Origin of the sequence: Companilactobacillus kedongensis (assembly GCF_003946625.1) — a bacterium.
Lineage (GTDB): Bacteria > Bacillota > Bacilli > Lactobacillales > Lactobacillaceae > Companilactobacillus > Companilactobacillus kedongensis.
Genome location: NZ_RHOR01000009.1, coordinates 1 through 16,709, shown reverse-complemented (window position 1 = coordinate 16,709; position 16,709 = coordinate 1). Strand labels below are relative to the sequence as shown.

9 protein-coding genes and 1 other annotated feature are annotated in these 16,709 nt (G+C 36.9%); of the genes, 3 read left to right on the top strand and 6 right to left on the bottom strand.

What is annotated here, in order from left to right; translation table 11 throughout:
- Positions 1-212: 212 nt before the first annotated feature.
- Entirely contained in the window at positions 213-2,234 is a 2,022-nt protein-coding gene (locus EKM60_RS06560; protein WP_125713693.1) for an Ig-like domain-containing protein, read from the top strand.
- A gap of 108 nt (positions 2,235-2,342) precedes the next feature.
- On the opposite strand, the gene nrdJ is transcribed toward EKM60_RS06560, so the two are convergent.
- From nrdJ to EKM60_RS06530, 6 genes are all read right to left on the bottom strand, one after another.
- Complete coding sequence (gene nrdJ / locus EKM60_RS06555) at positions 2,343-4,580, bottom strand: ribonucleoside-triphosphate reductase, adenosylcobalamin-dependent (protein ID WP_125713691.1); 2,238 nt, start codon at positions 4,578-4,580, stop codon at positions 2,343-2,345.
- A gap of 473 nt (positions 4,581-5,053) precedes the next feature.
- Positions 5,054-7,651, bottom strand: coding sequence for a leucine-rich repeat protein (locus tag EKM60_RS06550; RefSeq protein ID WP_125713689.1), 2,598 nt, complete (start codon positions 7,649-7,651; stop codon positions 5,054-5,056).
- Between the two features lie 187 nt (positions 7,652-7,838).
- Positions 7,839-9,002 (bottom strand): cation:proton antiporter, encoded by a 1,164-nt coding sequence (locus EKM60_RS06545; RefSeq protein WP_125713687.1) that lies wholly within the window; start codon positions 9,000-9,002, stop codon positions 7,839-7,841.
- An 18-nt stretch (positions 9,003-9,020) separates the two neighbouring features.
- On the bottom strand, positions 9,021-10,394 hold the full coding sequence (gene brnQ, locus EKM60_RS06540) for a branched-chain amino acid transport system II carrier protein (protein WP_125713686.1): 1,374 nt from the start codon (positions 10,392-10,394) through the stop codon (positions 9,021-9,023).
- Between the two features lie 156 nt (positions 10,395-10,550).
- Positions 10,551-10,778 (bottom strand) — a binding site (T-box leader).
- A 109-nt stretch (positions 10,779-10,887) separates the two neighbouring features.
- Positions 10,888-12,612: a phosphoenolpyruvate--protein phosphotransferase gene (gene ptsP / locus EKM60_RS06535; protein ID WP_125713684.1), complete on the bottom strand. Its 1,725-nt coding sequence runs from the start codon at positions 12,610-12,612 to the stop codon at positions 10,888-10,890.
- Positions 12,612-12,878, bottom strand: coding sequence for a phosphocarrier protein HPr (locus EKM60_RS06530; protein ID WP_057765009.1), 267 nt, complete (start codon positions 12,876-12,878; stop codon positions 12,612-12,614). Before EKM60_RS06530 ends, ptsP begins: the two co-directional genes overlap by 1 nt.
- Positions 12,879-13,171: 293 nt before the next feature.
- Between EKM60_RS06530 and EKM60_RS06525 the strand changes: the two genes are divergently transcribed.
- Positions 13,172-15,385 carry an ATP-dependent Clp protease ATP-binding subunit gene (locus EKM60_RS06525; protein WP_125713681.1) on the top strand — a complete coding sequence of 738 codons (2,214 nt, stop codon included), beginning with the start codon at positions 13,172-13,174 and terminating at the stop codon, positions 15,383-15,385.
- Between the two features lie 170 nt (positions 15,386-15,555).
- Positions 15,556-16,530 carry a MucBP domain-containing protein gene (locus EKM60_RS06520; RefSeq protein ID WP_125713679.1) on the top strand — a complete coding sequence of 325 codons (975 nt, stop codon included), beginning with the start codon at positions 15,556-15,558 and terminating at the stop codon, positions 16,528-16,530.
- Positions 16,531-16,709: the final 179 nt, after the last annotated feature.

Here is a 16,709-nt window from a genome sequence, read left to right as displayed (position 1 = left end):
TTTATAAATCCCTCTGCGATCAGAATAACACTTATACCAAATGAGGATAACTTTAAACTACATTTTACTGACAGTCAACAAAATATTCTATATGACATTTTCATATTTTGTTAATTTAGATCAGTTTATGCAAATACTTTTTATATAATATGGATTATTGAGCATTTTTTATATGTTAAAATTATATCAAGATATTAACAAGGAGACGATTTATGCGGATAAAAAAGTTGTCTATCACACTTCTAGCCTTCTTATTGATAATAAGTTGTTTTCAATTTAATGGACTAAATGTATCTGCTGAAGATACTGATAACGATACCAATACTGAGGATGTCGGCTACTACAAAAAACCTACAAAGGATGTAAAAAAATTCTTTGGTATTTGGCTGACAACCGGTTTTGCGCTGCAACCAAAAGAAAATAATTACGTTGTAGTCGGAGATACTGTCACTTTAAGAACAGATTCAGCTCGTTCAATGGTTTACGCCGCTGCGACGCTAGATAGATGGGCCCGATATCAATGGTATAAATATACCCCTGGGGATAAAGACTGGTCTGAGGTCAGCAAAAGTGATGGAGGTAAAAAAGAAAATTTAGTCATAACTGGAAAAAATGCTGATGTAACTACCTACTACCAGTTGCGCGTACAATGGGTCGGTATTATTCCTAATCCATTCGCTAAAAAAATCTATTCTCATGTTGCAGCTGTCCACACGGTTCCTTATCCAATTGATGGAGAAAAAATGACTGTCAGAACAGACGATGATTATATTTATAGTACTTCATTTGATATGGCTGCGACTTCCACTTACGCTCACGCCGATATAATACCTGAGAATTACACTGGAGATGTCACATGGAGTGTTGACGATACTTCTTTAGCAACCATTGATAAAGACACTGGTCTATTGACCGCCGTTACTAAAAAGGAAGTTCACGGTACAGTCACTGTTATCGGTACACTTCATAATCCAGTCGGTGATGACATTCAAGAAACTACCACTGTCCGTGTCGGTCAAGGACTAGAGGATCAAACTGTCAAAGCCGGTGAAAAAGCCACATTCTCCATTGAAGGTAATCTAGGTGATCTAGAAGATATCGATGATAATGGGGACGATGGCGACGAAGGTGGAGACGGTAGTGATGGCTCCAACGAATATAGTGTCAAATGGTATCGAGATAATCCTGATGGTTCCAGAGTTCAGATCAACAAGGACGATGAATTAAGTGGTCCCTTATCTGTAACAACTGACGCCACAAATATGGAAGATGATAATCAGAGTAAATATCAGGCAGTTATCAACGTAAAACTCGGTTCTATCAATAAAAGCTATACAACTAATAAAGCCACTTTAACAGTTATTCCTGATGGTTCTCCAGATATAAAGGTCGATAACCATATTACAAATATTGATTACAGTGATGATTTAGACAATGACCTTCACTTATTCGGAGTAAATCAAGGTGACAAGATAACTGAAGAAGCCATCATAACAAATAATAGTAGTACCGGAATACTCACTTCAGGTTCATACCATTTACCTATCAGAGAAACCTCTACCATAAATTCAGTTGTCGTTGATGACAAGGAATTATCCGATGATGAGTATGAAATGGTGACCCGCGCTAAAACGGGTACTAAAGAGCTTGTCATTCCTAATCTAGGTTTTAGCACTAAACAAAGCCACTCAATCAAAGTAACCAGTAGTGTTGGATTAGTTGATGAAAAAGAAACTCTCCATACTACACCTTATATATTAGGTCAGGTAGCTACAGCCGATGATTACCGCAGTGACGGATCTGAAGAAGCTATCACCTACTCAACTAATACTATTCAAATGAATGTAGCAGACATTCATTTTGGAAATGTAAATCCACTCTCCTCCAATAAGACCATCTATCGACCTGACGAATTAAATGAACCAGAAAATGTTATTAATATTGATGATCAAAGACGCAATAAAAACCATGCCGAAATTCGTGCTCAACAAGATGGTGAATTCTTGAATTCTGACAACGTTAAACTCCTAGGCAATCTAACGTTTGTCGATAATGGGACCTCACATAACTTACTGGAAGAACAATTGATTCAGGCCACTGGTAATGGTAATTCCATTTCGTCAATTGGCTGGGCTAGAGAAAACGGGGTATTATTACATATCAGTGACACTAATCTTACAACTGGTAAATTCCAAACAAAAGTTAACTGGTCTATTGTTGAAAGTATCCAATAGATTTGTCGTCTCTTCCGACTAATTTTCAAACCTACACAAAAATAATAAGCACTGTATGACACCTTGTCTCATGTGTCATACAGTGCTTATTTGATATTGCATTTTTTTCTATTTAATTGGGCATGCGCCGCTTTCACAGTCTGATTGATCAACTAATTCTAAGTCTTTCTTATCATGATTGCCTGTTAGTTCAGCAAATTCTTCGGCTACATCACCATTGATTTCTGATTCACGTTCTTGATAAACTTTCTTATCAATTGGTTCTTTAGGAGCTTGTTTAAACTCACCACCACTATATGGCAATAGTGAAGTTGATTTTGTTGTGTGACGATACTGATACATCAATGGTGCAATCTCTTTAGCCTCATCTGGTTGGAAAGTTACGGTACAGCTAACTGCATTATCTGACCAGTAAGTTTGTAAGAAAGCTTGTGTAGCAAATTGTTCAGCAATGGAAACATTACCAGCTGATGCAAAGTTAGGATTATCTGCATTGACAGCTTTAACAGGGAATTCTACACACATTGTATGTTTGGTATAAACATCAGGTTCGATCTTGTAGCCACATGCCTTTAGTGCTGGAAGCAATGGATCACTATCTTGAAATCTGATTCTTTGAATCAAATATCCAGCATAGTGGAAATGCATTCCTTCTGAAACACCGGCTAGCTTAGCAACGGTACCAGATGGTTTAACAGTTGTATGTTTGATTGAAGGTTGGCAATTTAGAGCTTTGGAATAGTCAGCATCAGCTTTAACAACTGCATGATACAAACTATCAAATTTCTTAACGATTCTTTGATCATAAATAGGCTTCTTGATCTCTACACCATCGTCTACTGCATCTTCAAAACCAGTAACAACACGGTTACCAAAGGTATTTAAGATCCAGTCTTGAATACCTGACATTGAAACTCCGATACGACGATTCTTCTTGATAACGTTACGTGAAACTTCCCAATCATAGTTACTGAAGGTTACACGTTTAGTATATCTAGCAGCTAAACCAAAGGCTTCTTCTAGATTCCAGCCTTGTTTTTCAGCAATAACTGGGAACAACTCAAATAGATTACATGGTTCACCATTACTTAGAGAAATTTCACCACAAGGGTTAGTTCCCTCTACACCATCATCAATTCCTGGTTGATAGCCATCAGCAATACGGCCATAATTACGTGATAACTCAAGATTTACGATACCTGGTTCACCATTATGTGTAATAGAATCAGCAATTGGTTGATACTTAGTAAATTTAGAATCAACTGAAACACTATTATTCGAAGCCCAACGGTGATGGTAAAGTTTCTTTTGATCTTGTTTCATTGTAATAAAGTCGTCATCAGTTGCTCCGCCTAAAGCTAATTCGGCAGAACGACGCACGTTACCAGCAACAACTGTTTTACCGATCAAGTTACCCATATCAGTACAGTCAACAGATGTTAATTGTCTACCGACAGCTTCATCTAGCACTTGGTTAATATCATAAAACATTTCGATCAAAGGAACAGGACCTGAAGCTGTGCCACCAAAGCCCTTGATTTTAGCACCTTTAGCACGAATATCAGTAATGTCTAAGACGACATCATCAATTTTATCTTCATTAGTTGAAGCAAAATGAGCATCGATCATATTGGCATTGGCAATTACCCAGCCTTCACGAGTATCTGGCAACTTATAGAAACGAGTATTGTCAAGACTATTAACCTTCATCCATTCTTCACGGTCAACAGCACCGGCTTTGATTGCATCATCATAAGAAGCACTCTTTTTGTCAATCAAAACAGTTAAGTTAACATTTTGGTCAACAACTGGCATTTGTTTCATATTTTCAGGAACAACGGAGAATCCGACTCCGCCACCCTTCATTAATTGGTCAAACATGAATGAAAATGGCATCGAAACAGCGACTTGATCCTTCTTCAAGTATGAGGGAACAATATGACTATCACCATAAGCTTGTGGACGAATAGCAATAAACCAGCAGTTATTTAAGGCATCACCATTTCTATCTTGGTAATCTGTTCCAGAGATCCAAAGATTTCTACCTGAAGGAGTGGCAGCTAAGCCATAAACTAATTTATATAATTCTTGTGCTTCACCAACAAGTTCAGAATGCTCTTCATCAGTTAATGAATCATTTTGTAAACGAGGGTCCAGATTGATATTCCCTTCAACGACACGTTTAACGGTTTCAGACCAGTTTTCGGTACGTCTTAGTTCTGGTATCCAACGAGCATATGTACGCTTGTAAGTAACCCAGCCTAGTTCTCCCCAATGTGGTTTGACTGTTTCTTTAACATGATCAATAAAATTTTTTTTTAAGGTAATCTTCTTTAATAAACTCATTATGCTTCACTCCAATTAAAATAAATAACACAATATATAGTATCTCAAACCATTTGAGATAACAAGATATTGTGTTCAAAAGTTGATACTGCACAAAGTCATAAACCGAACAGAAGTTTGGTAGATTGGCATTTGTTACCATTTTTTTCTGAATAATTATTTTTAAAATTCACATAGGTGAACTTATACTTAGGTTTTTGAACTCGCAAATTCAATTCTAATATGTTTATAACTTGATAAGCAATGGTTTTTTTAATTAGCATTTATGTGAATAATTCAAGTGGTTGACAAGAAATTATCTGATAAAAAATATCAAAATAACCTTGACGGTTTTAATCGCCTCTATTCGCCCTCTGACAAATAAATGACCTCTTTTGGGCAATCACCTTAAATGAAGATTGACCGATTATAGCGTGTCAATTTCCTTTTTCCTAAATTCAAGTAAAAAAGTATCCCCATACTGGAGGATACTTTTAATTTTTTCTTCTATTAAAACCCAGCAATCCCAAAAATCCTAAAATGATTACTCCTAACCAAGATAAGCTATTAGATTTTTCACTAGTTTGAGGAAGTTGGGACGTAATTACAGGATTATTATTTTTTGTGAGATCAGTTGGTTCATACCTAACTGACTTTGAAATGACATTATCATAATTAACAGATATTGTTTTACCACTCTGATTGGATTTACCATCCGCAGAATTGGTAGATATACTTGAATTACTCTGTGCTGTTGTCGATGTATTCGAGTCAGTTATTTCCGAACCAGAATCACTATTTGAATCAGTTCCAGAATTTTTATTCGTATCAGTTCCTGAACCTGTATCAGTATTTGAACCACTATCCGGATCTGTGTTGGTTCCCGTATTTGATCCGGTATCTGGATTTGTGCCAGTACCCGAATCAGTTCCTGTATCAGAGCCTGTCCCTGAATTGCCATCATCTGGATCTGTATGGCTTCCAGTATTGGCAGTATATTCAACTGATCTATTTGCAGTTATGGCTCCGTCATCGTTGACTGTGGCATAGATAGATGTTGGACTTACCGAATATCCTGCAATATTAGGAACCTTTACTTTTACTTGTGCTCCAACTTGGCCTTCCACCTTCGGAACCACGGGATCAGTATTTAAATTACTAGGGATCGTAACATCCGCAATCACCATTTTTTTGTTCAAAGTTAACTCAAGATCCTTGGTTCCATACCAACCAGTATCTGGTCCATCTGAAGCAAGAACCAATTTCATAACTGTATCTTTTCCTTGATAATCTTTTGGTAGTGTCAGTTTGTCGTTAGCTTCATCGTAATTCAAGTCAGTATCACCCAATTTAAATTTCAATTGAGCTAAATGATCAGCGGATAATCCTAATTGTTTTGCTATAGATTTTTTAACATCTAAAGCTTGTGTGACTGAAGCGTATACAGATACAGGTAATGTTTCCTGATTAGAAAAGGCTTCATCCCCAATGGCTTTAATAGTTTGTTCAATATTAATGGTTTGCAAGTTATTGGTGTTGAAGGCCTTATTACCCAAATTATCTAATGACCCTGTCAAATCAACTCCAGTTAATTCGTTATTTTCAAATGAGCTTTCACCAACACTCGTTACACTGTTTGGAATAACCACATTATCCGATAAATTATTATTGGCAAAAGCAGAGGTTCCAATAGTTTTAAGACTCTTATCTAATGTTAAACTGTCAATTTCATTATTGTAGAAGGCACTGTTTCCAACATAAATAATATTTTCAGGTAGAGCTAAAGAACCCTGCAAGTTATTATTTTCAAACACACCGGTATTCATCTTAGTTATTTTATCGTTAAAGTTTAATCCAGTTATCTTATTATCTGCAAAAGCGTAATCACCCAATTCTGTTAATGAATCAGGCAAAGTTACTATCCCAATAATCTGATTATGTTGAAATGCTCCTGTTCCAATGCTTGAACTTTTATCAGTCGTTGTTCCAGACGGTTCATTATCAAAAACTACACCAGTTATCGCATTATCAGCAAACGCATTATCACCTACACGAATCAGTGAAGATGGGAAGGTTATTACTCCAGCAACTCCATTGTTTTGAAATGCTGAGATACCGATGGTTTGAAGACTTGATCCTAATGTTAAATCGGTTATATGATTTCCTTCAAAAGCATAATCAGCAATATTAGTTGTCTTATCAGAGATAACTAACTTACTGAGGTTATTATCAATAAAAGCATGGTCATTGACTTGTGTTACATGATTCAAGTCGATATAACTTAATTGGTTATTTGAAAATGCGTATGCACCAACTGACCATGTGCTATCAGGAAAACTTATTTTAGTAAGACTATTACCTGAAAATGCATAATCACCAATTTGCGTCACTTTATTGAGAGTAAGATCACTCAATTGATTATTTTCAAATGCGTGTTTGCCAATCGACCACGTACTGTCGGGAAAACTAATTGAAGTTAACTTATTACCAGCAAATGCGTAATCGCCAATTTGTTGAATGTTTTTACCAAAAGTAACTGAAGTCAATCCATCAACAATAGACAGATTATCATTGTCTCCAGCCTCATTGTTAAAAGCATTATTGCCAATAGCAGTAACGTATCCATCTTTATACGTATCAGGAATTGTTACATCTGTGGAATATGTTGGATCAACTCCACCATTAGCAGCCTTTTGAGCAGCACCTGTATATCCTGTAACGGTGTAATTTCCATCGCCGTTCTGGCTAAAACTAAAATCTGACTGGTCATCAGTTGCTGTATTTGGATCACCAGTAACTGAAGTATCAGTTTGACCGTCACCCGTATCAGTATTAGATCCGGTTCCCGCTGAACTTGATCCATCAGAAGCTGCTTCATCTCCAGTCCCACTGGCCGAATCTTCACCTACTCCAGACACAGGATAATTTGATTTAAGCAAAGATGCTGACTGCGTAGTTTGATCTTGAGTCGTATTTACCGTGTTAGTCGAATCGGCTTTTACATTTGTACCCATCATCATGCCAGCTCCAAGGCCGACTAATGTGGCACCAGTCAACAATAACTTTCTTTCAGCTTGACGTTTTTCTGTCAATTAGGAATTACCAATCACCTTTAAATTACAGGTGCCCTCTCAATTTATAAGTTTTTTTATCGGACAATTATTATCATACCACTGTAAATCAAGTTGTTTAGCAGAACGTTCTTACTCAATTGAATGGCCAATAAATCAAAAAGATAACCAATCATATTTCAAAATATGACTGGTTATCTTTTTTAACTTAATTAATCTGTAAATTTTTTGGAGATGGCATTTTCTTGATTGCCTGTTTCAACATGAATGGAGCAATAATTGTTATCAGAATAATTACTAAAATAATGTCGGAGTAATAATCTCCAGACAATAAGTGAGCTGAAAAACCAATTTGAGCTGTTATCAAAGCCATTTCGCCACGTGATATCATCCCAGCTCCAACTAAGTAATTACTGCTGTTAGAGAAGCCATTTAATTTAGCTCCTAAACCGCAACCGAGTAGTTTAGTCAAAACTCCAAGGATCGTCATAGTAATAATGAATGGAAGTGATTGTAAAACACCGGCAAAGGTCATATTCAATCCGACACTGACAAAGAAAATCGGAATAAATAACGTATAACCAACTGGTTCGATATTGGTATCAACTTCTTTTTGATAATCAGTCTGAGCTACAGCGATCCCGGCGAAGAATGCACCGATCGCACCACTCAGACCAACTAAATTAGCTAACCAAGCCATTCCTAAACAAATTATCATTGACATAATAGCAGGACTAACTGACATCAACAAGTGATTGCTTAAACTCATCAATAATGGTGCGATCCAGCGGAACAAGAGATATACACCAGCAAAAAATGCTACTTGTTCCAATAAAACTATCCCAATATTAGTTGAATTTTTGCTTCCCATCATCGAAATCATGATACTTAATAAAATGACACCAATAATATCGTCAGCCACTGCCGCTCCCAAAATGGTTGCTCCTTCTTTAGTATCCAGCGTATGAAATTCTTTGAGAACTTCAACTGAAATGGATACAGACGTAGCCGAAAAAATAACTCCGATAAACAATGCTTCAAATTGAGTAAAGTTAAATATCAAACTAACCCCACCCATGACCACCACTGGGAAAACAACTCCAATAATAGCGACAATAACAGCTGGACGAAGGTATTTTTTGAGTAATTGTAAATTACTTTCCAATCCACCGATAAACATCAAAACGACTACTCCAATTTCAGAAAAAGTATTTACCAATGTATTAAGTTGGACCCAATTTAAAATCGCTGGACCAACAATAACTCCGACGATAATTTCACCGATAACGGCTGGGATCCCTGCTAGATGTGAAAAATGTCCGGCTAGTGTTGTACATAATAATAAGAAACATAATGTACCTAAAAATGCCATGCTGATCCCTCCCGTTTATTAATCCATAATTTTAGAACGTTTTGTAATTAGTTGTGCATAATGGATCGTTACTCCTAATAATAATCCAATTAAAGCTGGAATAAACCAATCCATTCCTAATTCTGCAAAAGGAAGATACATTTTATCCCATTTTAAAATCAACTGTGCAAATCCCTGTTGAGAAATAATAGCTGGCGCTGAATTAAGCGCATCGATCAGGGCGGGAAAAATTGTAAAAGTTGTAGTTGTGATATAAACAATTGGATCACGATTGAACAATGGCGACATAATCGAAAGAATAATCAAAGTTATAGCTAATGGATAAAGGAACATCAACATCGGTGTTGACCAAGAGATTATCTGTTCCAATCCCATATTGGCAATTAAAAATGAAGCTGTACAAGAAAGAATATTCCAGAACTTATAAGACGTTTTAGGAAATTTAGCATGTAAAGCTTCTGCAAAGGAAGAAATCAAACCAACTGCCGTAGTTAAACAAGTTAATGTTGCCATAATGGCCAAAATAATTTCACCAGGTACACCCATAAAGTACGAGGCAATTTGAGAAAACCCAATCCCACCATCAGCTGAAATTTTAAAATGTGTTAAAGAAGTGGCACCGATCCAGATGAGGCCAAGATAGATAAAAGCTTCTAAAGAGATACTCATCAAACTGGATTTAGCGGCTGTCTTTGCAATTGCAGCGGGATTATCTTGTCCAAGACCACGAATTGATGTAACAACAACGATACCGAATAATAAGGCGGCCAAAGCATCCATCGTGTTATATCCTTGCAGGAATCCGTTTAGAAAGGCTCCATTTTGATAATCACTTGTAATGTGAGCTGTGGTTGCTGTGCCCATTGGATGTGTAAATGCGATTCCAAAAATAATGGCTAAAAGAATCAAGAAAGCAGGATTTAATAATTTACCGATCGTATCAATAATCCCAGTTGGTTTTCTAGAGGCCCATCCGGCAATTAAGAAGAAAATCAACGAATATCCAAGTAGATACCAAGGTTCTTGTGTTGCTGAAACATGAGTAGCAATACCAATTTGAAATGGCGTTGTAGCTGTTCTTGGTGTGGCAAACAGAGGTCCTAAAGTCGCACAAGTGAGGATCATGAAGAAAGTTGCATAACGATGTCCGATCGGTTTAGCTAAATCATAAATTCCAGTTGAACGTGTGATGCTGATAGCTATGATACCTAACAGCGGTAACAAGGTCCCAGTTAATAAAAATCCTAGTCCGGCTGTTAACCAATGTCCACCGGCTAATTGGCCCAAGTGAATTGGAAAAATTAAATTTCCAGCTCCAAAGAACATACCAAAGAGCATAGATCCAATAATTAGATAATGTTTAAAAGTTAATTTTTTATTCTTAGTTTCCATATTTGAACTCTCCTAATTGAATGTATAGTTTTTATAAAAGATTCATAACTATTCACTCGGACGAGTCCGCCATTACTATTAGTCAAATTAGTCATTATTGACCGCCTCCAGTTCAAATGAACCAAAAAAGCGTCCTCAGAAAATCATCAAAGATTTTCAAAGGACGCTTCTGCGCGGTACCACCCTCATTGCATTGCTTTCACAACACCACTTCGCGTACAAAAATACGCTAGCACTATAATGGGTGCACCCATGCAACACTTGCTTTCGTTTGCATTGCCAGCTCCGTAGTTACTTTCATTGATCGATCAATGCCATTTTCCAGATAACATGGCTCTCTGTAATCTGATCCAATCAATTACTTCTCCACTTTCTTGCTGTTAAATTCATTTATTTTTAATGACATTAGAATATTCTAATTTATCAACTTTGTCAACCTGATTTTAAACAAAATAAAAAATCGACCGAGGATTAACTCAAGTCGACTTTGAATTTACTTATTAATATATGATTCAACAAGCTTCTTGTTGTCTTCGTTAGTGATTGATTCGTTAACAGCACGTTCTGCTAATTCTTTAAGATCAGCTGTGCTTAACTTCTTCATCAAACTTCTAACACGAAGTACTGATGTAGCACTCATTGAGTACTCATCTAGTCCCATACCAAGAAGTAATGGAACCATGATATTATCACCAGCAGCTTCACCACACATACCAGCCCACTTGCCTTCTTTATGAGCTGATTCGATAACATGCTTAACCAGTCTCAAAATTGAAGGGTTGTATGGTTGATATAGGTAAGAAACATGTTCGTTACCACGATCGGCAGCCATTGTGTATTGGATCAAATCGTTTGTTCCAATACTGAAGAAATCAACTTCTTTAGCAAATTGATCAGCCAAAATAGCAGCAGCAGGAACTTCCATCATCATACCCAATTGGATCTCATCAGAAACCTTTACACCCTTTTCAACTAACTTGACTTTTTCTTCTTCAAAAACCTTCTTAGCATCACGGAACTCTTGAAGAGTACCGATCATAGGGAACATAATGCGAAGTTTACCAAATGCTGAAGCACGTAGTAAAGCTCTCAATTGTGTTCTAAAGATTTCTTGTCTATCCAAACTAATTCTAATAGCACGATAACCTAAGAATGGATTCATTTCTTCTGGAAGTGGCAAGTATGACAGATGCTTGTCCCCACCAATATCCATTGTACGAACAACAACTGGTTTGCCGTTCATACCTTCAACAACCTTTTTGTAGGCTTCGAATTGGTCATCTTCTGAAGGTAATTCTTCAGACTGCATGTACAAGAACTCTGTACGATACAAACCGATACCTTCAGCACCATTATCAATAACACCTTGAAGATCATCAGGTGTACCAATATTAGCAGCAATGTCAAAATGTTTGCCATCAGCAGTAACTGTGGCTTCATTCTTCAACTTTTCCCATTCTGCTTTTTGATCAGCAAAATCTTTAGCTAATTTTTGATAATGCTTGATATCTTCGTCAGATGGGTCCAAAATAGCGGCACCATTTAATCCATCAAGGATAATAGTTTGGCCTTCTGTAGCATCTGTTGTAATTGAATCTGTACCAACAACGGCTGGAAGTTCAAGCGAACGAGCCATGATAGCTGAGTGGGCAGTACGACCACCGATATCAGTAACAAATCCTTTAACATATTTTTTATTTAATTGTGCAGTATCACTTGGAGTTAAGTCGTGAGCAACGACAATAACTTCATGATCGATCAATGCAGGATTTGGCAATGCAACACCAAGAAGATGAGCCATTACACGTTTAGTAACATCACGTACATCGGCAGCTCTTTCTTGCATATAGGCATTATCTGTCATACCTTCAAAAATTGAGATAAAGTTGTTTGATACATCGCTTAATGCTTGTTCAGCATTAACACTTTGATCTTTAATCTGTTGTTCGACAGCTCCAGTAAATTCTGGGTCAGCCAAAATCATCTTGTGGGCATCAAAAACTTGAGCTTCCTCTTCACCCAATGACTCCTTGGCAGTGTCACGGATCTTAGTAAGCTCATCGTCTGATGTAGAAATAGCATCTTGTAAACGACTGATTTCAGCGTCCGCATCGGAAATACTCTTCTTATCAAAAGACAAATCTGGTTGAACTAAAAGGTATGCTTCTGCGGTAGCAATTCCATCACTTGCGGCAATCCCTTTGATAGTTTTAACCATTATTCAGCAAGTCCTTCCTTTGTCATTGTTTCTGCAATAGCAGCAACAGCGTCAGCAGCATCGTCACCGTCAGCTGAGATTGTAACATCTGAACCTTGGCCAACACCTAGTGACATAACACCCATGATTGACTTCAAGTTAACTGATTTACCGTTAAAGTCGATGTTGATGTCTGAGCTGAACTTGCTAGCTGTTTGTACTAACATAGTAGCTGGACGTGCGTGGATACCTGTTTCTGCAATAATGTGAAATTCTTTCTTTTCCATAATATAATACCTCACCATTTTTAAAATTATTCTGTAGTAATCCTACAAATATTCACTAATTAATTTAACATTAACTAGTTTTATTCACAAGGGTTTAGACCAAAAAATGTAACCAACCCTATATATATTAAGCTATTTACCGCTTACAGTTCAAGCTTTTTGTAAGCGTTAATATTTGTGATACACATTTACTATTAATATGTAGAAAAAATACCCAAGACTTAGCACTTGCATTCATCGAGTGCTAATTATATACTACCCTTGTATCCTTAAAGAGGAAAGGTGGGGTGCAAATGCTTTGTCAGAATTGTCATAAAAATGAAGCAACAATTCATTTATATACAAGCGTTAATGGTCAACGGACAGAAATAAATCTCTGCCAAGATTGCTATCAACGTCTAAGAAATCAAGCTAATGAAGGTATAAATAATATGGCACAAAATCCAAACGGTTTTTCTAGTTTCGAAGATTTGTTTAATGCCTTAGGTAATCCTCAAATGGCTAATGGTGTTGAACAAGGACCCCAAACCCAAACTGGCGGAGGTAACGGCAACAATGGTCGTGGCCGCCAAGGTGGTAATGGAATCCTAGATCAATATGGTGTTGATTTAACTGCACTTGCCAAAAAAGGTCAAATTGACCCTGTTATTGGCCGTGACAAGGAAATCCAAAGAGTTATTGAAATTTTAAACAGAAGAACTAAAAACAATCCGGTACTTATCGGTGAAGCAGGTGTTGGTAAAACAGCTGTTGTTGAAGGACTCGCTCAAAAGATCGTCGATGGCGATGTTCCCGAAAAATTACAAAATAAACGTGTTGTACGTCTTGATGTCGTCTCATTAGTACAAGGTACTGGTGTCCGTGGTCAATTTGAACAAAGAATGCAACAATTGATCAAAGAATTACAACAAAATGACGAAATCATCCTATTTATAGATGAAATCCATGAAATTGTCGGTGCTGGTAATGCCGAAGGTGGAATGGACGCTGGTAACGTCTTGAAACCTGCTCTAGCTCGTGGAGATTTGCAACTAGTTGGTGCAACTACCCTTAAAGAGTATAGAACCATTGAAAAGGATTCCGCCCTGGAACGCCGTTTACAACCCGTTCAAGTTAATGAACCTAGTGTTGAAGAAACAGTTCAGATCTTAAAAGGTATCCAACCTAAATATGAAGATTATCATCACGTTAAATATTCAAATGAAGCCATAAAGGCTGCCGCAGAACTATCTGCTAGATATATTCAAGACAGATTTTTGCCTGATAAGGCAATCGATTTGATTGATGAAGCCGGTTCTAAGAAGAACTTACAAATCAATCACGTCGATATGGCCGACCTTGATAATAAAATCTCTGATGCTGAAGTTCAAAAGCAAGCTGCTTTACGTAATGAGGATTACGAAAAAGCTGCCTACTACAGAGATCAAGTAACTAAGTTCCAAGATATGAAAGATTCCGCTAAAGATGAACCCGTTGATAAGTCCATCGTTAACGAAAAAGAAATCGAAAAAATTATCGAAGAAAAAACTAATATTCCTGTCGGTGAATTGAAGTCTAACGAACAAGCTCAATTAAAGAATCTTGAACCTGATCTTAAGGCTCATGTCATTGGACAAGATGAAGCTGTTGGACAAGTTGCTAAATCAATCCGTCGTAACAGAGTCGGCTTTAACAAATCTGGTCGTCCAATTGGTAGTTTCCTATTTGTAGGCCCTACTGGTGTTGGTAAAACTGAACTTGCTAAACAACTCGCACGTGAACTATTCGGCACAGAGGATTCAATGATCCGTTTCGACATGTCTGAGTACATGGAGAAACATAGTGTGTCTAAACTTATTGGTTCGCCTCCAGGGTATGTAGGTTACGAAGAAGCTGGTCAATTAACTGAACAAGTTCGTCGTAATCCATACAGTCTAATTTTGCTAGATGAAATTGAAAAAGCTCATCCAGACGTAATGCATATGTTCTTGCAAATTCTTGATGACGGTCGTTTGACTGATTCACAAGGTAGAACTGTCAGCTTTAAAGATACCATCATCATCATGACATCTAACGCTGGACAAGGTTTACAAGAAGCTAACGTTGGATTTGGTGCTGAAGCATCTGGTAATACACATTCAATTATGAATCGTTTATCAGAATTCTTTAAACCTGAGTTCTTGAACAGATTTGACGGTATCGTCGAATTCAATTCTCTAACTAAGACTAACCTCTTGAGTATCGTTGACCTTATGCTTGACGACACAAACAAGATGATTGCTGATCAAGGTTTGAGTATTCACGTTACTAAAGATGCCAAAGAAAAATTAGTCGACCTTGGATTTAATCCTAAGATGGGGGCTCGTCCATTGAGAAGAGTCATCGAGGAACAAGTTGAAGATAAAGTCGCCGATTACTACTTGGATCATCCAGCTGATAAGCACTTGGAAGCAAGAATAAATAACGGTGAAATCAATATTACTAAATATGATGAACCCGCTCCTGCAAACATTAAAGAAGACAAGTAATTTAATAAAACACGAAAGAATTTAAAAAATTCTTTCGTGTTTTTTATATTTCTATTAAGTTATCTGATATCCAGTCCGCTAAGCATTGTTTCTTATTTTAATATGGTAGAATTACTGTAATTTATATACTGCCAGAGTAACATCTGAGAAATTAAATCGGGGGAATGGAAATGACAGATAATTTAATCTCTCAAAAAATCAAAAAAATACATCGTAATGACGTTTCAATAACAATTAGATACATCGATTCAGTTGGCAATCCTGTTTCTGATTCAGTAACTATGGAAGGTCACTACCTAGACAAACTCGATATCCCTTGGAAATCGATCCCTGGCTATGTTTTGTCTTCAATTCAACACTTTCAACAAAACTTTATTCCCAGTGAAGAAGGAATATCCCTGATTTATTCACAACAAATAGCTGCACCAGTTATCATTTATCACCGAAACACAAATGGTGAATTGATCTCGAATCCACAGTATTTAACCGGAGACCTCAATAAAACTTATCAAGTACAACCTTTAGATGATGCTGCTAAATATTTAGTGAAGAACCAAAAATCAGCTAACGGTACCTTCTCTAATGAAGTAAAAGAATACGAATTCGTCTACAATACCGCTTCTTTGGAAAAAGTCGATATTCCTGACAACCTATTCGTACAAACATTGAGTAACTCAGATGTTTTTGAAAAACCCAATGCTCCTTACGCACTAGAAAAACAATTGCCGTATAACACCTCGTGGCATGTTTATGAAGCCTTAAAAGAAACATATCGTGAAATTTATTGGTATAACCTAGGCGGAAGTACTTGGATCTCCAGCCAAGAGAATATTAAAACATTGAATATCAAGAACTATACAATGACTCAAAAAATGTTAAATACTCCCCTAGCTTCAAATGTCGATAATATCAGTTTTACCTATCAAATAATCGATAGCATCGATATCAATAAAAAGGTTAAGATACTCTACTATTCTGATCAGAATATCACTGCTTGGGAAACTCCCTATGGCGATATGAACAGTAAACGCTACAAGGGTGGTCAACAAGTATTTGTTATTCGTTTGATCCAGCTTGATAATCAAAGCGTTTGGGCTCAGATCGATGATGGGTATTATATTGAGAGTAAGTATTTGAACTTGTAGTTGTATTTGGTGTGTTGCCGCCAAAGGTGCTGAGTAATTCCACCTGTTAATCGAGTAGGAGGTAAATTAATTACCGACCTCTCACACCACCGTACGTACGGTTCCGTATACGGCGGTTCATTAATTTAAGCATTCTTAATAGACTGGAGTTTCTTGGACATATTCATTAGTCCTAGAGA